Source organism: Streptomyces viridosporus T7A, from assembly GCF_008704515.1.
GTDB classification, from domain to species: Bacteria; Actinomycetota; Actinomycetes; order Streptomycetales; family Streptomycetaceae; genus Streptomyces; species Streptomyces viridosporus.
This window is the reverse complement of record NZ_CP023700.1, coordinates 6439927-6457483: the sequence shown is the minus strand read 5'-3', so window position 1 is coordinate 6457483 and position 17557 is coordinate 6439927. Positions and strand designations below refer to the sequence as shown.

The 17557-nt window shown below is 75.1% G+C and carries 11 protein-coding genes and 1 pseudogene; 5 read left to right on the top strand and 7 right to left on the bottom strand.

The window, feature by feature from the left end; genetic code table 11:
• The first annotated feature begins 237 nt into the window (after window positions 1–237).
• Window positions 238–1671 carry a helix-turn-helix domain-containing protein gene (locus tag CP969_RS29740; protein ID WP_451636897.1) on the top strand — a complete coding sequence of 478 codons (1434 nt, stop codon included), beginning with the start codon at window positions 238–240 and terminating at the stop codon, window positions 1669–1671.
• A gap of 6 nt (window positions 1672–1677) precedes the next feature.
• Here CP969_RS29740 and CP969_RS29735 read toward each other — a convergent pair whose 3' ends face one another.
• Together CP969_RS29735 and CP969_RS29730 are read right to left on the bottom strand one after the other, a co-directional pair.
• Window positions 1678–3420, bottom strand: coding sequence for a pyruvate dehydrogenase (locus tag CP969_RS29735; protein WP_004981707.1), 1743 nt, complete (start codon window positions 3418–3420; stop codon window positions 1678–1680).
• 69 nt (window positions 3421–3489) lie between these two features.
• Window positions 3490–5031 carry a protein phosphatase 2C domain-containing protein gene (locus tag CP969_RS29730; RefSeq protein WP_191093703.1) on the bottom strand — a complete coding sequence of 514 codons (1542 nt, stop codon included), beginning with the start codon at window positions 5029–5031 and terminating at the stop codon, window positions 3490–3492.
• A gap of 116 nt (window positions 5032–5147) precedes the next feature.
• Here CP969_RS29730 and CP969_RS29725 point away from each other — a divergent pair, with 116 nt between their 5' ends.
• Window positions 5148–5630: a DUF456 domain-containing protein gene (locus tag CP969_RS29725; RefSeq protein WP_004981709.1), complete on the top strand. Its 483-nt coding sequence runs from the start codon at window positions 5148–5150 to the stop codon at window positions 5628–5630.
• 6 nt (window positions 5631–5636) lie between these two features.
• Here CP969_RS29725 and CP969_RS29720 read toward each other — a convergent pair whose 3' ends face one another.
• The 5 genes from CP969_RS29720 to CP969_RS29700 form a co-directional block, all read right to left on the bottom strand.
• Window positions 5637–6140 carry a methylated-DNA--[protein]-cysteine S-methyltransferase gene (locus tag CP969_RS29720; protein WP_016824095.1) on the bottom strand — a complete coding sequence of 168 codons (504 nt, stop codon included), beginning with the start codon at window positions 6138–6140 and terminating at the stop codon, window positions 5637–5639.
• On the bottom strand, window positions 6137–7600 hold the full coding sequence (locus CP969_RS29715; protein WP_223887120.1) for a DNA-3-methyladenine glycosylase 2 family protein: 1464 nt from the start codon (window positions 7598–7600) through the stop codon (window positions 6137–6139). Before CP969_RS29715 ends, CP969_RS29720 begins: the two co-directional genes overlap by 4 nt.
• A gap of 51 nt (window positions 7601–7651) precedes the next feature.
• Entirely contained in the window at window positions 7652–8770 is a 1119-nt protein-coding gene (gene rsgA, locus CP969_RS29710) for a ribosome small subunit-dependent GTPase A (protein WP_016822998.1), read from the bottom strand.
• A 317-nt stretch (window positions 8771–9087) separates the two neighbouring features.
• On the bottom strand, window positions 9088–10593 hold the full coding sequence (locus CP969_RS29705) for a cellulose binding domain-containing protein (RefSeq protein WP_150474978.1): 1506 nt from the start codon (window positions 10591–10593) through the stop codon (window positions 9088–9090).
• Window positions 10594–10846: 253 nt separating this feature from the next.
• Complete coding sequence (locus CP969_RS29700; protein ID WP_016824098.1) at window positions 10847–12166, bottom strand: radical SAM protein; 1320 nt, start codon at window positions 12164–12166, stop codon at window positions 10847–10849.
• Window positions 12167–12385: 219 nt separating this feature from the next.
• Here CP969_RS29700 and CP969_RS29695 point away from each other — a divergent pair, with 219 nt between their 5' ends.
• From CP969_RS29695 to CP969_RS29685, 3 genes and pseudogenes are all read left to right on the top strand, one after another.
• On the top strand, window positions 12386–13639 hold the full coding sequence (locus CP969_RS29695; protein WP_016824099.1) for a D-arabinono-1,4-lactone oxidase: 1254 nt from the start codon (window positions 12386–12388) through the stop codon (window positions 13637–13639).
• A 237-nt stretch (window positions 13640–13876) separates the two neighbouring features.
• Window positions 13877–14401: pseudogene (locus CP969_RS29690) on the top strand (carbohydrate ABC transporter permease); the annotation flags it as partial.
• A gap of 12 nt (window positions 14402–14413) precedes the next feature.
• Window positions 14414–17275, top strand: coding sequence for a glycoside hydrolase family 2 TIM barrel-domain containing protein (locus CP969_RS29685; protein WP_026084780.1), 2862 nt, complete (start codon window positions 14414–14416; stop codon window positions 17273–17275).
• The last annotated feature ends 282 nt before the right edge of the window (window positions 17276–17557 follow it).

Sequence of the window (17557 nt, the reverse complement as noted above, 5' to 3'; positions counted from 1 at the left end):
TGCGTGGTGAATGCGAAAACGGTGCGCCGGACGCGGCCGGGACGGTCCGTCCGGCGGCCGTCGGGGCGGCACCCAGAGCATCGGCCGCCTCCGGAGGCGGGCGCAAGCGCCGTCGCCGGATTCGCGGGCATGGAACCATCCCAGCCCCTTTGACGTGCAGGTACATGAGGTGCCTGGGATGCCCGGGGCGTCCGTGGGACGCGGTCCCGGGGCCGGACCGGGCCGGACGAGTGCGGGGTGACGGTGTCGGCACAGGACGACGTGGCGCGGTTCGCGGCGCTGCTGCGGGAGTTGAAGGGGCGTACGGACCGCAGTTACGGCTCGTTGGCCCGCCGCCTGGGCATGAACACCTCCACGCTGCACCGCTACTGCGCCGGCGAGGCGGTGCCCGTCGACTTCGCCCCCGTGGAACGCTTCGCCGCCCTGTGCGGCGCGTCGGGCGAGGAGCGTCTGGAGCTCCACCGCCGCTGGCTCCGCGCGGTGGCGGCACGGCGCCGGCCGCGCCCGGCGGCGACGGCCGGCGCTGCGGCCTCGGGGCCGGGCGGGGAGGACGCCCCGGCGCGGGAGCGGGCGAGCGGTGGGGCGCCCGGAGCGGCGGACGGCGTGGACGGCCCGGCGGCCGAACGCGCCACCGCCGGGGAGCCGTTCGCCGGGTGCGGGAGTTCCGACGGGGACGTCGTGAGCGGACCCCTGGACGAGGCCGCGCGCGGCCGGCCCTGGTACCGCCGCCGCGAGCGCGTCGCCGTCGCGCTGGCCGCCGCCGGTGCGCTGGCCGCCGCCGGTGCGCTGCTCGCCACCGTGGGGAGCCTCTCCGCCCTGCCCGGCGACGATCGGCGCCCCTCCGCCGACGGGGGCCCCTCCGCCGCCCCGGGCGCCTCCGTGACGACGGGCCCCGCGACGCCCCGGGCCCGGGCCTCCTCGCCCGCCCCGTCCGGTTCCGCGGCGCCGGGCGAAAGCCCCGCCCCCACCGGTACGCCGCGCAGGTCCTCCGCCCCGGCCACCGGACCGGCCGCCGGTCCGGTGGCCGGTCCGGCGGACTCCGCCCCCGCCGGGCCTCCCCTCGCCTGGACGGCCGACTCCCAGGTGTGGGCGTACGGCTGCGGCCACGACTACGTCGTCGCCAAGCCTCCGGGACAGGTCCCTCCCCCGCCGGCCCCGCAGGACGCCGGGACCTGGGCGGCGACGCAGTCGGCCGTGCACGGGGGCGAGACGATCGTCGAACTGTCGGTGCAGGGGACGTCCGACACGGCCGTCGTCCTCACCGCGCTGCGCGTCCGCGTGGTCGGCCGCACCGCCCCCGCCCCGGGGAACGCGTACGCCATGGACCAGGGCTGCGGCGGCGCGCTCACCCCGCGGCACTTCGCGGTGGACCTGGACAAGGACCGGCCCCTCGCCCGCGCGGTCGCCGGGAACGACGCCGGCACGCCGATCCCGGCGGTGCGCCTGCCCTACCGGGTGTCGGCGGCCGACCCGGAGGTGCTGCGGGTCACCGCCCGGACCGGGACCTGCGACTGCCGCTGGTACCTGGAGCTGGACTGGTCCTCCCGGGGCCGTACCGGAACCGTCCGCGTCGACGACCGCGGCCGCCCGTTCCGCACCAGCGGCATCGAGGGCCTGCCCCGCTACACCTACGACACCTCCGCACGCCGCTGGGCGCCCCAGGCGGGCTGAACCGCCCTACGGGCGCGGAATGTTGCGCAGGTTGGACCGTGCCATCTGCAGCATCCGGCCGACCCCTCCGTCCAGCACGATCTTGGAGGCGGACAGGGCGAAGCCGGTCACCATCTCCTTGCTGATCTTCGGCGGGATGGACAGCGCGTTGGGGTCGGTGACGATGTCGACGAGGGCCGGCCCCTTGTGCTTGAACGCGGCCTTCAGCGCCCCGGCGATCTCCTTCGGCTTCTCCACGCGCACCCCGTGGGCGCCGCAGGCGCGGGCGACGGCGGCGAAGTCGGGGTTCTTGACGGCGGTGCCGTGCGAGGGGAGTCCGGCGACCAGCATCTCCAACTCGACCATGCTCAGGGAGGAGTTGTTGAACAGGACCACCTTCACCGGCAGGTCGTACTGGACCAGCGTGAGGAAGTCCCCCATCAGCATGGCGAATCCGCCGTCGCCGGACATCGACACGACCTGCCGGCCCCGGTCGGCGAACTGCGCCCCGATCGCCATGGGCAGCGCGCTCGCCATCGAACCGTGGGTGAACGAACCGATGATCCGGCGGCGGCCGTTGGGGGAGATGTAGCGGGCGGCCCAGACGTTGCACATCCCGGTGTCGACGGTGAACACCGCGTCGTCGTCGGCGATCTCGTCCAGGACGGCGGCCGCGTACTCGGGGTGGATCGGCACGTGCTTGTCCACCTTGCGCGTGTACGCCTTCACCACCCCCTCCAGCGCGTCCGCGTGCTTCTTCAGCATCCGGTCGAGGAACGTGCGGTTGTCCTTGGTCCGCACCCGCGGCGTCAGGCAGCGCAGCGTCTCCTTCACGTCGCCCCACACCGCCAGGTCCAGCTTCGTGCGCCGGCCCAGGTGCTCGGGCCGCACGTCGACCTGGACGATCCTCACGTCGTCGGGGAGGAAGGCGTTGTACGGGAAGTCGGTGCCGAGCAGGATCAGCAGGTCGCACTCGTGGGTGGCCTCGTAGGCGGCGCCGTAGCCGAGCAGCCCGCTCATGCCGACGTCGTACGGATTGTCGTACTGGATCCACTCCTTGCCGCGCAGCGCGTGCCCGACCGGGGACTTGATCTTCTGGGCGAACTCCATGACCTCGGCGTGCGCGCCCCGCGTGCCGGCGCCGCAGAACAGGGTGACCTTCTCGGCCTCGTCGATCATGTCGACGAGGCGGTCGATCTCGGCGTCGCCGGGGCGGACCGTGGGCCGGGAGGTGACGAGGGCGGTCTCGGTGGCCGGCTCCGGCGCGGGCTCGTCGGCGATGTCGCCGGGGAGGGCGACGACGCTGACACCGGAGCGGCCGACCGCGTGCTGGATGGCGGTGTCCAGCAGCCGGGGCATCTGCCGCGGGCTGGAGATCAGCTCGCAGTAGTGGCTGCACTCGCGGAACAGCTGCTCGGGGTGGGTCTCCTGGAAGTAGCCGAGGCCGATCTCGCTGGAGGGGATGTGCGAGGCGAGGGCGAGCACCGGGGCCATGGAGCGGTGGGCGTCGTAGAGCCCGTTGATGAGGTGGAGGTTGCCGGGCCCGCAGGAGCCGGCGCACGCGCCCAGCCGGCCCGTGATCTGGGCCTCGGCGCCGGCCGCGAAGGCGGCGGTCTCCTCGTGCCGGACGTGGATCCAGTCGATGGCGGAGTGGCGGCGCACGGCGTCGACGACGGGGTTGAGGCTGTCGCCGACGACACCGTAGAGGCGCTTGACCCCCGCGCGGGTGAGGGTGTCGACGAACTGTTCCGCGAGGTTCTGTTTGGCCATGGCTCTCGTATGCCCCTTCGGGTGTCCTTGAAGGTCCCTCCGAGTTCCATGAATTCACACCCGTCGCGCTCACGCCTCCCAGACGGCGGCGGTGCGGTCGTCCGCGTACCCCTTGACCCGTACCTGGACGTCGGCGAGGAAGGCGGCGAGGCCGGGTGGCTCGGGGCGGGACCAGCGGTCGGCCAGGTGGGCGCGGAGCTCCCGCTCACCGTGCAGCGGGTCGGCGAAGCCGGCCGCGCACATCAGGAGGACGTCACCCGGGCGGGCTATGGAGGTGCGGAAGCGGAAGGGCTCGCGAAGTGGTTCCGCGGGGGCACCGCCCCGCTCGGAGGACCCGGGGGACGGTTCGTACGGGCTCGGGGGCGTGGGGATGCCCAGGTCCAGGGTGAGGTGGTCGCCCCCGGGGGGCCCGGAGGGCGGTGAGCCGAAGCCGACGACGGGCTCCCCCCTGACCTCGCTCACCTGCGGTTCGATGTCCTGCCACGCACCGTCCCGCAGCCGTAACAGCCCGCCGGGGCCGACCCCGAAGAAGACGCGGGTGCGGCACGCGGGGTCGGCGGGCAGCAGGAGGCAGCGCAGGGTGGCCGCGTGGGCGTCGGGTTCGAGGCCCTGCCCGGCCGCGTCGGCCCGGAGCCTGCCGAGGCTGCGGTCGGTGAGGCGGTGCAGGCCGGACTTGAGGTCGCCGCGCCGGGCGGCCCTGATGTCCTCGACGAGGCGGGCGTGGCTGAGGCCCACCGCCCGGCCGATCCACCGGCAGGCCTCGGTGGCGGTGCGGTGCGCCCCGGGGGCGGCCCGGCCGCCGGTCGCGACCGCCACCAGGACCAGCGCCTGCTCCCCCGTCCCGAACCGCGCCGTCAGCAGGGCGTCGCGGCGCGGTTCCCCCCGGTACCGCGCGGAGTCCCCGCGCACGGAGGCGGCCCGCAGGGTGCAGGCCCCGTAGCGGGCGCCGTCCAGCACCGTGTCCGGGACCAGGTCGTCCAGTCCCTCGGGGTCGGCGGCCGGGAGGGCAGTGGGCTCGGCGTCGTAGGTGGGCGGCCGGGACCCGACGTGGACGCGGGAGGGGAGCGGGTCCGGGGGCGGTTCGAGGCGCGGGGCGCGGGGGTCGGCGGCGGGAGCGGCCGACGGGGGTTCCTGCGGCGGAGGGGGGACGGCCGCCGCTCCCCCCGCGCCGCCCGAGGCGGCGCCGCCCGGCAGGCCGGTGCCCGTCGCGAAGGCCACGGGGCCTTCCGGGGTGGCGGGGGGCGGTCCCCACGGGGCGCCCCCCGGAGGCGGGCCCGAGGGGCCCGGGGGGTGTGCCGCCGTCCCGTCGGGGAACGGCCGGGGGGCCTGGCCCCCCGGGGCGGGAGGCACGTCCGCCGAGGACGCGTCCGCCGAAGACGCGTCCGCCGAAGACGCGTCCGCCGGAGGCGGGACCGGTGGAGGCGGGACCGGTGGAGGCGCGTCCGCCGGGGGCGGGGCCTCGTGCAGCGTTCCGGACGCCGAGGCGAAGCGGTCGTCCAGGGAATCGGACGCGGTCGCGGGGCCCGTGTCGTCGACGGCGGCGTCGCCGTACAGCTCCTCCCACCAGTCGTCCTCGTGACGACCGGTGGGCCTTCCCCCCTGCTGGCTCATGCCCCGATTGTCCACCGCCCCGGCCGGATGAGAACGGGGCAACCGGAAAATCCGCCCCCGCACCGCACGGGACGGTCCGTCCTGCGCCGGGTCCGGGCCTCCTGCACCCTGGACTGATGGGAGCGTGGGACCTCCTGCTGGCCGGGCTGGTGCTCCTGCTCGGCCTGTGCGGAGTGCTGCTGCCCGGGGTGCCCGGATCGTGGCTGGTGTGGGCCGCGATCCTGTGGTGGGCGCTGAAGGACCCGCAGCCCGTCGCGTGGTGGGTGCTGGTGGGGGCGACCGCCGTGCTGTTCCTCTCCCAGGTGGTGCGCTGGGCGCTGCCGCCCCGCCGACTGCGGGCGGAGGGCGCCGACGGCCGGGTGATGGCCTACGCGGGCGGGGGCTCGTTCCTCGGCTTCGTGCTGCTGCCGGTGGTCGGTGCGGTCCCGGGCTTCCTGGCCGGGATCTACCTCGCTGAGCGGCTCCGTCTGGGCCGCCGCGGCGAGGCGGTCGCGGCGCTGCGCACGGTGATGCGCTCGGGGGGCTCGAGCGTGCTGGCCGAACTGTTCGCCTGCCAAGTGGTCACGGCGGCGTGGCTGGGCGCGGTGCTCTGGGGCTGACCGCGCTCACGGCCGCAGCACGCCCTCGTGCGTGAGCAGCCGCACCTTCCGCTCCAGCCCGCCCGCGTATCCGGTCAGCGACCCGTCGGAGCCGATCACCCGGTGGCAGGGGCGGACGACGAGCAGGGGGTTCGCGCCGATCGCCCCGCCGACGGCCCGTACGGCGGCCCGGGGCGCGCCGATCCGCGCGGCGATCTCGCCGTACGTCACGGTCGCCCCGTAGGGGACGTCGTCGAGCGCGGCCCAGACCTTCTCCCGGAAGGGGGTGCCGGCGGTGCGCACGGCCAGCCGGAACTCCTCCAGCTCGCCCGCGAAGTACGCGGCGAGCTGCTCCTCGGCCGCGCGGAACGGCCCCGGGTCCCGCCGCCAGCCGTCCTGGACGGTGCGCCCGCCCTTCTGCCCGGGCACGGAGAGCGAGGTCAGCTCGCCGGCCGGGGTGGCGGTGAGCAGGAGCGGCCCGAAGGGGCTGTCCGCGCTCGTCCAGTACACGGTGGTCGTCGTCGTGCTCATCGGTACTCCAACTCCCCTGCGGCGCGCAGGTGGTTCAGGGCGTAGGTGCGCCAGGGGCGCCAGCTGTCGGGAACATCGGCGCCGGGCGGGGCCACGTCCGGGTCGCCGAGGGCACGGGCGCGGATCCCGGCGATCGTACGGGCGTCCAGGCCGGGGACGGCGCCCAGGGCGTCTTGGGCCTCGTCCCGGTCGGCGCCGGGGCCGAGGCGGACGGCGCCGTCGGCGAGGGCGGCGGTGAGCGCGCCCAGGGTGCCGCCGGGCTCGGCCTCGGCGAGGACGCCCGCTTCGGGGAACAGGTGGGTGAGGCCGCCGCAGGGGGCGTCGAGGGCCTTGCCGTACCGCTGGACCAGCCGTGCGGCCTCCTCGCGGCCCACCAGGACGCGCACCGCCAGTTCCTCCGGGTCGGCGGCCCCCGGCGAGCGCAGCCCGGGCCGGGCGGCGACCAGCGGGGCGAGCCGGGGGTCGGCGCCGAGCCGCTCGTCGACCGCGTACGGGTCGGCGTCCAGGTCGAACAGCCGCCGCAGCCGCTGGACCGCGGTGGTCAGGTCGCGCGGGTCGGTGAGGTGGACCCGGGCGTCGAGCCAGCCGCCGGGGTGGGCGCCCGACCCGGTGCGCGCGGCGCCGGTGCGCTCGTGGACGGCGGCGATGCCGGTGCCGTAGGGGAGCCGCAGCGTGCGCCGGTAGGTGCGGGCGCCCGGGGGGCCGCTCACGTCCTCCACACCGGGGACGGCCTCGCGTTCCAGCAGGTCGAAGACGGGTCCGGACGGGTAGGGGCCGCGGTGGGCGAGCCGCAGGGGGATCCCGGCGGACGGCGTGGCGGGGCGTTCGCCGGTCCGGCCCCGGCCGGGCGCGGCGGCCCGCAGCTCACTGGGCGTGGCGGCGTACACGGCCCGGACGGTGTCGTTGAACTGCCGCACGCTGGCGAATCCGGCGGCGAAGGCGATGTGGGTGACCGGGAGCCCGGTGGTCTGGAGCAGGACGCGCGCGGCGTGCGCCCGCTGCGCCCGGGCGAGGGCGACGGGCCCGGCGCCGAGCTCGCCGGTGAGCTGCCGCTGCACCTGGCGGGCGCTGTAGCCGAGCCGTGCGGCGAGTCCGGCGACGCCCTCGCGGTCGACCACGCCGTCGGCGATCAGCCGCACGGCCCGGCCCACGACGTCGGCCCGCACGTTCCACTCGGCGGAGCCGGGGACGGCGTCCGGACGGCACCGCCGGCAGGCCCGGAAGCCGGCGCCCTGCGCGGCGGCGGCGGTCGCGAAGAACCGCACGTTGCGCCGCTTCGGCGTGACCGCGGGGCAGCTGGGCCGGCAGTAGATCCCGGTCGTCTCCACGGCGAAGAAGAACGCCCCGTCGAACCGGGCGTCCCGGCTCCGCACCGCTTCGTACCTGCTGTCGTCGTCCTTCACACCGTCCAGTCTCCGCCGGTCGGGGAGCCCCGACCGGCGGAAATCGGACAGGGACATGGGAGCGGGGACGGTGCGGGGCGCTCCCTCTCGGGACCGCCCCGCACCCGGCTACCGCCGGCGGCCGCGCTTGGCCTCCATCGCCGCCCTGCCCTCGGCGCCCTTGCGCTTCCAGTCCTTGCGGATCTCCGCACGGAGCCTCGCGTCGGTCTTGGCGACGATGCGCTGGTTCTCCCGCAGCAGCTTGCGGTAGCTCTCCAGACGGCGCTGCGGGAGGGCCCCGCTCCCGATGGCGTCGAGGACCGCGCAGCCCGGCTCGCTCTCGTGGGCGCAGTCGTGGAAGCGGCAGCCCTCGGCGAGTTCCTCGATCTCGGAGAACACCTGGCCGACGCCGGTGCCGGCGTCCCACAGGCCGACGCCCCGCAGGCCGGGCGTGTCGATGAGGACTCCCCCGCCGGGCAGCGCCAGCAGGTTGCGGGTGGTCGTGGTGTGCCGGCCCTTGCCGTCGACGTCCCGGACGGCCCGCACGTCCATCACGTCCTCGCCGAGCAGCGCGTTGGCGAGCGTGGACTTGCCCGCCCCGGACTGCCCGAGCAGCACCGACGTGCCCCCGGCGACGACCGCCGCGAGGACGTCGAGGCCGGCCCCCTCCCGTGCGCTGACGGTGAGCACCGGCACGCCCGGCGCGCTGGTCTCCACGTCCTGGACGAGGTGCGCCCGCGTCACCGCGTCCGGTACGAGGTCGGCCTTGGTGAGCACGACCACCGGCTGTGCCCCGGACTCCCAGGCGAGCGCGAGGAACCGTTCGATGCGGGCCAGGTCGAGCTCGGCGGCGAGCGGGACGGCGACGACGGCGTGGTCGACGTTGGCGGCGAGGACCTGCCCCTCGGACCGCTTGGAGGAGGTGGAGCGCACGAAGGCGGTACGGCGCGGCAGACACGTCCGTACGTAGCGCGGGTCGCCCTCCGGTTCGACGGCGACCCAGTCGCCGGTGCACACCACCCGCAGGGGGTCGTGCGGGGTCACGTGGGCGGTGTCGGCGCGCAGGGTCCCGTCGGCGGTGACGACGTCGCACTGACCGCGGTCGACCCGGACCACGCGGCCGGGCAGCAGCCCCTGCGCGCCGTACGGGGCGAACGCGTCCGCCCAGGCGTCGTCCCAGCCGAAGCGAGCGAGCGCGCAGGAGCCGGAGGAGCCGGAGGAGGGAGAGGAAAGGGAGGTGGAACTCAAGGGGAGGACCCTTCACGAGGGTGGCCCCGGCGGCCGCGCGGGCGCGCGGAACGAAAAAACGAAAAAAGGGGGTGAGGTCAGCCGGTGGCCACGGAGGTGGACTTGATGGTTTCCCGAGTGCGGGCAGCGCCCTGCGCAGTGACAGCCATCGGTCGACACCTCCTCGCTCCGCTCACGCGTCGTCCGAGCGACGCTCCGGTGCGGCGGCCCGCGGCCACCGCCTGATCCGCGCTCACCCTAGCCCGCCGCGCCCCGGGCCCGCCAACCGGTTTTCCCGCCGCCGGTCTCCCGGGCCCCCGGCACCCCGGACTTCCCCCTCACGCCTTCGCGCAGGGGCGGCCGTTGAGGGTGAAGTCGGACGGCGGGGAGTTGGTGCCGCGCCAGGAGGCGAGGAAGCCGAAGGCGAGCTCCGCGCCGGCGGGGACCTTCCTGTTGTAGTCGGCGGCGGTGGCGGTGACGCGGGAGCCGTCCTGGCTCGCGGTGGCGTCCCACATCTGGCGGACCCGCTGGCCGTCCCGGAAGGAGAAGCCGACCCGCCAGGAGTCGAGGGGTTCGCGGGTGGTGACGGTGACGGTGGCCTGGAAGCCGTCGGGCCACTGGTTGACCAGGTGGTAGGCGACCCGGCAGGAGGGCGGCCCGCCAGGGGCGGGGGCGACGGTGGCGGTGGCGGTGGCGGAGGAGGTGCCCTGGGGCTCGGGGGCGGGCTCGTCCCGGTCCGGTGTGTGTTCCGCGGACGGCTTCCGGGGGCCGGCGGGGGTGCCGGACGGGTCGGCGGCGGAGGCGGACGGGGAGGGTGCCCCGGCCGAGGCGGTCGGCGGGGGCAGGCCGGGACCGGTCACCGACCGCCGGTCGGTGTCGGGGCGCACGGCGCTCTCGGCGTCCGTGTCGCCGAACGGCATCAGCGAGACCGTGAGCGCGAGCCCGGAGACCAGCACGGCGGCTGCCAGCAGGCCGTGGCGGGCGAGGCGCGCCCCGGCCGTGCCGTCCGCCGGGTCGCCGTGCTCCGGGTCGGCGCCGTCCCGGTGCCCGGTCCCGAGCCGCACCTCCGCGGCCCGGCGGCGGCGCTCCAGATAGGCGAGGCCGCCCCAGCCGACGACCCCGCCGACCAGCGCCCCGGGCAGTCCTCCGTCGTGCAGCCGCAGGCAGGCGGCGGCCTCGGCGCACGGCGCGCAGGTGGCCAGGTGCCGGGAGAGGTCGTCGGGGGTGTCGGAGGCGGGCGAGCGGGTGACGGCGTCGAGCAGCCGGGCGTAGCTGCGGCACTCGGCGTCCATCGGGGAGTCGAGGTGGTTGCGGTGGCAGCGGTCCCGGAACAGCCCTCTCACCTGGTCGAGTTCCTCGGCCGCGGTCTCGGGGTCGAGGCCGAGCCGGCGGGCCACCAGGGGCAGCGGCAGGGCCTCCGCCTCGGCCAGCCACAGCAGTTCGGCGTCCGCCCGCTGCAGATCGCGCAGGGCGCGCAGGGCGACCGGGCGCTCCAGGGGCGGGCCCGTGTAGCGGGCGGCCCGGTCGGAGTGGAGCCACAGCCGCAGGTCGGGGTCGAGCCGGTGGCCCTGCCCCGCCTCCTCCCAGGCCGCCGCCGTGCCGCGGACGGCGGTCAGCAGCAGGGGTATCCGGGGCAGCCGGGAGGAGCGGCGGCCGGTGCCGCGGACGGTGCCCGCCTCGGCCGCGCGGACCTCCCGTATGCCCTGGGCGAACGCCTCGCGGGCGAGCTGCGCGGCGGCGGCGGACCCGGACGTGCACAGGTCGGCGTAGGAGAGCACCGCGTCCCAGCACTCGGAGAACAGCGCCGCCTCGGTGGCGTCCTGGGGGCTCGGCAGGTCGGGCATGGGTCTCCTGCATCACGAGCGAGGTCAACTCGCCGTATCAGTGGTGGAGTTGGGGGAACCTCGCGGCAGTGGACGAGCTTTTCACGTTCTCGGCTCACCTGACAAGCGCCGTCTTCGTCCGGTATGACGCGGTGGTCCGCACCCTCTCACCGGCACCCTGCGCAAAGGAAGGCCGGGACTCCCGGTCCCGGCCTTCCGCATGCTCTTCCGCGGCGCTCGGAGGCGGTTGCGCGCCCCTTTCCCCGCCCCTTCCTCACACCTCGACCGACTCCTGGGCCGGGAGGCTGTCCATGAAGGAGCTGACGGAGAACACGGCGCGGCCGGGTCCGGGCGGGCCGTAGCCGGGGGGCGAGGACAGGCCGAAGTCGTCCATGGTGGCGCGGTAGGCCTCGAGGAGCCGGATGTGGTACTCCAGCGGGGCGCCCTGCGGGTTGGCCTTGCCCAGCGGGGTGGTCGGCTCCGGGCACCAGGTGGTGAACCGGGGCGTGATGCCCTGCGACATGAAGAAGCGCAGGCCCTCGGTGGTGGAGGCGATGGCCTCGTCGACCGTCTTGAAGCCGAAGGGCTCGGCCATCTCGACGCCGGCGACGAAGTTGGGGATGACGTTGCGGGCGCCGAAGATCTCGGCGGAGTCGAGGATGCGCTTGTGCCACTCGTCGCGGCCGACGTAGCGCTCCTTGCCGGGGCAGTACATCTTGAACAGGTACTCGTCCCACACCTCGTAGTTGGGGTGGTAGATCTGCACGCCGTAGTCCTTGAAGCGCTGCACGTCGTCCCGGGGCAGCGCCTGGGCGACGACCTTGCCGATCCAGCGGCCGGGGAAGCGCTCCTCGATGGCCTTGGCGTAGTGGCCGTAGAAGTCGGCCTCGTCGCGGCCGGCGACGGTCTTGGTGATGGCGCCGCCGGTGAGGGTGTAGGCGGTGGACGCCTTCGCCGTGTCGTAGCGGTCGATGATCTCCAGGGCCTCGAGGACCTCCTCGACGTCCTTCACCCCGGTGTAGGGACGGCCGGCCGCCTTGTGCTGGCGCCAGTTGTGGTTGATGTCGCAGTACTGGCACTCCTCCTTGGCGCCGAAGTACTGGCAGACCCGGAAGACGGTCAGGTAGATCAGGTAGCCCCACTGGATGGTGGGTGCCACCTCCATGACCGACTTCCCGTTGGAGAGGGTGTGCCGGTAGTACTCCGGCATCGGCGGCACCCCGACGTCGGCGATGCGCTTCCCGTCGAGGTAGAGGCCGAGCACGCCGTCCTCGTTCGCGGCGACGCGGTACGGCGAGGAGGGGTTCACCCGGACCGAGACGACGGTGCGGCGCAGGTCGTAGGGGCCGCCGGTGAGGATGATCTCCTCCGGCGGGCGCCGGAGCGCGGCCTCGCCCAGCTCGGGCAGGGTGCCGTGGTCGAAGGAGAAGATGAAGTACGACTTCGGCTTGACCTCGCCGCTCTCGTTGTCGCTGAGGGCGGACGGGTCGAAGGCCACGCCGCCCCGGAGCAGGTCCTCCTTGAAGACGGCTTCCCGCGGCACGTGCGGGAACCGCTCCATCAGATCCTCGACCAGCGCGGTACGGCTGCCCATCTAGTGTCTCCTCCCGGCTCGGACGTACGACTCCTCACGGTATGCCCCCGCTCGGGTCTCCGGCGTGCCGGGTCCCCCCTCGTGGCGTGGGCCACTCCCGCGCGTTCTCGGGAGCACCGCTCCCCGGCCGGTGGCCGGACCAGTTGTCCCGGGCGCGGAAGGACGGGATAGGTTCCGGCGGGGCCCGCTTTCCGGGCCCGATCCCGGGGAGGACGACCGATGACCGAGACCGTGACCAACTGGGCGGGCAACATCACCTACACCGCCGAGGAGCTGCACCGTCCGCGCACCCTGGACGCGCTGCGCGCGCTGGTCGCCGAAAGCTCCCGGGTGCGGGTCCTGGGCAGCGGGCACTCGTTCAACGAGATCGCCGAGGCCGGCGAGGGCGGCGTGCTGCTGTCGCTCGGCGCGCTGCCCCCGCGGATCGACGTGGACACGGCGGCCCGGACGGTCCGGGTCGGCGGCGGGGTGCGGTACGCGGAGCTGGCCCGGCGGGTGCACGCGCACGGTCTCGCGCTGCCGAACATGGCGTCGCTGCCGCACATCTCGGTCGCCGGGTCGGTGGCGACCGGCACGCACGGCTCCGGTGTGGCGAACGGCTCGCTGGCGTCGGTGGTGCGCGAGGTGGAGATGGTCACGGCGACCGGCGACACCGAGCGAACGAGCCGGGACGACGCGCGCTTCGGCGGGGTGGTCACCGCGCTGGGCGCCCTCGGGGTGGTCACCGCGCTCACCCTGGAGCTGGAGCCGGCCTACGAGGTCGAGCAGCACGTCTTCACCGAGCTGCCGCTCGACGTGCTCGACGCGGGGACGTTCGAGACGGTGATGGCGGCGGCGTACAGCGTGAGCCTGTTCACCGACTGGCGTGCCCCCGGATTCCGCCAGGTGTGGCTCAAGCGCCGCACCGACCAGCCGCTCCGGCCGTTCCCGTGGGCGGCGCCCGCCACCGAGAAGATGCACCCGGTGCCGGGCATGCCCGCCGTGAACTGCACCGAGCAGTTCGGGGTGCCCGGGCCCTGGCACGAGCGGCTGCCGCACTTCCGGGCGGAGTTCACCCCGAGCAGCGGGGCGGAGCTGCAGTCGGAGTACCTGCTGCCGCGGCGGTTCGCCGTCGACGTGCTCCACGCGCTGGACGGGATACGGGAGACGGTCGCCCCCGTCCTGCAGACCTGCGAGGTGCGCACCGTCGCCGCCGACGACCAGTGGCTCAGCCCCTCCCACGGCCGGGACACCGTGGCCGTCCACTTCACCTGGTTCGAGGACACCCGGGCGGTGCTGCCCGTGGTGCGCCGGGTGGAGGAGGCGCTGGCGCCGTTCGGGGCACGGCCGCACTGGGGGAAGGTGTTCACCACGCCGGCGGCGGAGCTGCGCGCCCGCTATCCGCGACTGGACGACTTCCGGGCGCTGGCCCGCTCGCTGGACCCGGCGGGCACGTTCGCCAACGCCTTCGTCCGGGACCTGCTGGGCGACTGAACCGGCCGCACCGGCCCGCGCCGCCCGCACCGCCTTGCACCGTCCCGCGCCTCCCGCCCGTCACGCTCCCTCCGTCCCGTTCCCTTCCGCCTCGATCCGATGTGCGCCGAGCCGCAGAGCACGGAGCCGCGGCCGTACTCGGGACAAGGACGTCGACATGCCGGCACGGAGCACCGGCGTCCGGGACCGCCGATCCGCGCTGCGGACCGCCCCGGGCCTCGCCGCCGCCGACGGAGCATCCCGTACCGGCACGCGAACGAGGTGTGCCACGCGGTGCCGGTGACGCCGGTGGTCCCGACCGCGGTGACCTTCGTGCCCGGCTTCGTGCCGGTCCCGTCGCTCGGCTGGGTGGACAGCCACCGGGGCCTGATCGTCCCGGGCCTCTTCAGTGGTTTCACCTGCTTCCTGTTCCGGCAGTATTCCCTGGGGTTCCCGGGGAATCGGAGGAGGCGGCGCGGGTGGACGGGCTCGGGTACGGGAGCGCGTACGGGCGGATCGCCGTCCCCGACTCGCTGAACTCCTTCGCCGCCATCGCCACGCTCACCTTCACCGGCGGCCGGAACTCCTTCCTGTGGCCGCTGGTCACCGGCCGGGACCCGAGCGCCTGGACCGTCCGGGTGGCCCTCTCCTCCTCCATGACCGACCGGACCGTCGACCCCCACCTCATCTTCACGGCCATATCCATCCTCCCCCTGGTGCGTGCTCCTGTTCCTCCAGCGCCGGCTGGTCCAGGGCGTCGCGCAGACCGGGATCAAGGGCTGAGCTAGGAGACCCATGTCATTGCGCACCCCGGCGACCGGTCATGTCGAGGACGTCTCCCCCGGCCGCGGGACCCTGCCCCCGCGGGCCTGGTACGCGTCCTCGGACGCGGCGTCCCTGTCCCTGAACGGCAGGTGGCGCCTGCGGGTGTCACCGACCGCGGACGCCGAGGACGAGTCGTTCGCCGAACCCGGTTACGACGCCGGGGACTGGGCGGAGGTGACCGTGCCCGGCCACTGGGTCCTCCAGGGCCACGGCGCGCCGATCTACACCAACCACCTGTACCCCTTCCCCGTCGATCCGCCGCACGTCCCCGACGAGAACCCGACCGGCGACCACCTGCGCGCCTTCGACCTGCCCGGTGACTGGCCCGCCGGCGGCGGGGCCGTGCTCCGCTTCGACGGGGTCGAGTCGTGCGCCCGGGTGTGGCTGAACGGCACGGAGCTCGGGGAGTTCAAGGGGTCGCGGCTGCCGCACGAGTTCGCCGTCGGGCACCTGCTGGAACCCTCGGGGAACGTCCTCGCGGTCCGGGTCCACCAGTGGTCGGCGGGGTCGTACCTGGAGGACCAGGACCAGTGGTGGCTGCCCGGCATCTTCCGCGACGTGACGCTGCTGCACCGTCCGGAGGGCGCCGCCGGGGACTTCTTCGTGCACGCCTCCTACGACCACGTCACCGGCGAGGGCACCCTGCGCGTCGACTCCGACGTCGAGGGCCGGGTGACCGTGCCGGAGCTGGGCGTCGAGGTGGCCGCCGGCGAGCCGGTGACGCTCCCGGTCGAGCCGTGGACGGCGGAGACGCCCCGGCTGTACGACGGGGTGCTGGCCACGGCGGGCGAACGGGTCCCGCTGCGCATCGGCTTCCGCACGGTCGTCCTGGAGGACGGCCTGATCAAGGTCAACGGCACGGCGCTGCTCTTCAAGGGCGTCAACCGGCACGAGTGGCACCCGGAACGGGGCCGCGCGCTGGACCCGGACACCATGCGCGAGGACGTGCTGCTGATGAAACGGCACAACGTCAACGCCGTCCGCACCTCCCACTACCCCCCGCACCCGGCCTTCCTCGACCTGTGCGACGCGTACGGGCTGTGGGTGATCGACGAGTGCGACCTGGAGACCCACGGCTTCGTCGAGCAGGAGTGGCGCGACAACCCCGTGGACGACGACCGCTGGACCCCCGCCCTGCTCGACCGCGCCGCCCGCATGGTGGAGCGGGACAAGAACCACCCGTCGGTCGTGCTGTGGTCCCTCGGCAACGAGGCCGGCACCGGGCGCGGACTGACCGCGATGGCCGACTGGATCCGCGACCGGGACCCCTCCCGCCTGGTGCACTACGAGGGGGACCTCGGCTGCCGCGACACGGACGTGTACGCGCGGATGTACCTGCCGCACGCCGAGGTGGAGCGGGTCGCCCGGGGCCTGGACGGCGGCACCCTCCGCAGGAGGCGGCTGCCGCTGATCCTCTGCGAGTACGCGCACGCCATGGGCAACGGCCCCGGCGGACTCGCCGAGTACCAGGAGCTGTTCGAGCGGTACGACCGGCTCCAGGGCGGCTTCGTCTGGGAGTGGATCGACCACGGCATCCGGCACCCGGAGCTGGGGTACGCCTACGGCGGCGACTTCGGCGAGGAGCTGCACGACGGCAACTTCGTCTGCGACGGGCTGCTGTTCCCGGACCGCACGCCCTCACCGGGGCTGGCCGCGTACAAGAAGGCGATCGAGCCGGTCCGGATCGAGGCCGGCGACGCGGACGGCACCGTACGGGTGACCAACCGGTACGACCACGCGGACCTGTCCCACCTGGAGTTCGAGCTCTCCCACCAGGTGGACGGCCGGACGACGGGGACGCGCCGGCTCGCCGCGCCGCCGCTCGCCCCCGGGGAGTCGGCGGAGGTCGAGCTGCCCGAGGCGCCGGACGGCGGGGGCCTGGAGGTGCAGTGGACGGTGCGCGCGCTGCTCGCCGAGGACACGCCCTGGGCCGGTGCGGGTCACGAGGTGGCCTGGGCCCAGCGGACGGTGGCCCACCGCACCCCGGCGCCCGCGGCGACCGGCGTGCGGCCCCGGACCGACGGGGACCGGATCACGCTGGGGCCGGCCGTCTTCGACGCCCGCACCGGCGCGGTGCGCGCCCTCGCCGGTGTCGCGGTGCGCGGTCTGCGCCTGGACGTGTGGCGGGCGACGACCGACAACGACGACGGCGCGCCCTGGCAGCCGGACACCCGCTACGGGCCGCTCTGGCGCGAGCTGGGCCTGCACCGCGTGCGGCACCGGCTGGAGGCCGTCGAGACGGACGGCGACGCCCTGACCGTGCGGACCCGGGTGGCGCCCGCCGGCCGGGAGGCGGGCCTGCGCACGGCGTACCGCTGGACGTCCGACGGCACGCACGTGCGGCTGACCGTCTCGGTCGTGCCGGAGGGCGACTGGCGGGTGCCGCTGCCCCGGCTGGGCGTCCGCTTCGGGCTCGAGGGCTGCGCCGGGGACGCCGTCTCCTGGTTCGGCGGCGGGGGCGAGGCGTATCCGGACACCGGGCCCGCCTTCAAGGACCTGCGGTGGGAGGCGAGCGTCGGGGAGCTCCAGACGCCCTATGTGCGCCCGCAGGAGAACGGCGCCCGCGCCGACGTGCGCTGGGCACGGATCGGCGGCCTGAGGATCGACGGCGACCCGGAGTTCCGGTTCACCGCCAGGCCCTGGACCACCGAGCACCTGGACGCCGCCCGGCACCTCACCGACCTCGTCCCGGGCGACACGCTCTGGGTCACCCTCGACCACCGGCAGCACGGCATCGGCTCCCAGTCCTGCGGCCCGGGCCCGCTGCCCCGGTACTTCCTGTGGCCGGAGCCGACGGAGTTCGCGTTCGTCTTCTCGGCGCCGGACGCCTGACGCCCCGCCTCCCTGGTGGCCCGCGCGGCAAGGGGCGGGGTCCGGCGCCTCGGAGGGCGCCAGGGCGCCGCCCCCGGCCGACGTGCCGATGCCGTACGACCGGACGGACCTTCGCGGGGGGGGCGCGGTGAACGTGTCCCGGTCGGGGCCGCCGGCGAGCGCCACGTCGGCGGACGTCGAGGCCGCTGACGAGCCGGCGGGGCTGTCGGCCGTCCGACGCCGGTGCCGGGTGTGAGAGGGCGAAAACAGCGGTACGGACGTTGAGTCGGAGCCGTTTTCCTA

Bases quoted from the DNA above. Each gene is read 5' to 3' on its own strand.
- CP969_RS29735 (WP_004981707.1), bottom strand. From the start codon at position 3,420: ATGGCCAAACAGAACCTCGCGGAACAGTTCGTCGACACCCTCACCCGC.
- CP969_RS29730 (WP_191093703.1), bottom strand. From the start codon at position 5,031: ATGAGCCAGCAGGGGGGAAGGCCCACCGGTCGTCACGAGGACGACTGG.
- CP969_RS29725 (WP_004981709.1), top strand. From the start codon at position 5,148: ATGGGAGCGTGGGACCTCCTGCTGGCCGGGCTGGTGCTCCTGCTCGGC.
- CP969_RS29720 (WP_016824095.1), bottom strand. From the start codon at position 6,140: ATGAGCACGACGACGACCACCGTGTACTGGACGAGCGCGGACAGCCCC.
- CP969_RS29715 (WP_223887120.1), bottom strand. From the start codon at position 7,600: ATGTCCCTGTCCGATTTCCGCCGGTCGGGGCTCCCCGACCGGCGGAGA.
- CP969_RS29705 (WP_150474978.1), bottom strand. From the start codon at position 10,593: ATGCCCGACCTGCCGAGCCCCCAGGACGCCACCGAGGCGGCGCTGTTC.
- CP969_RS29700 (WP_016824098.1), bottom strand. From the start codon at position 12,166: ATGGGCAGCCGTACCGCGCTGGTCGAGGATCTGATGGAGCGGTTCCCG.
- CP969_RS29695 (WP_016824099.1), top strand. From the start codon at position 12,386: ATGACCGAGACCGTGACCAACTGGGCGGGCAACATCACCTACACCGCC.
- CP969_RS29685 (WP_026084780.1), top strand. From the start codon at position 14,414: ATGTCATTGCGCACCCCGGCGACCGGTCATGTCGAGGACGTCTCCCCC.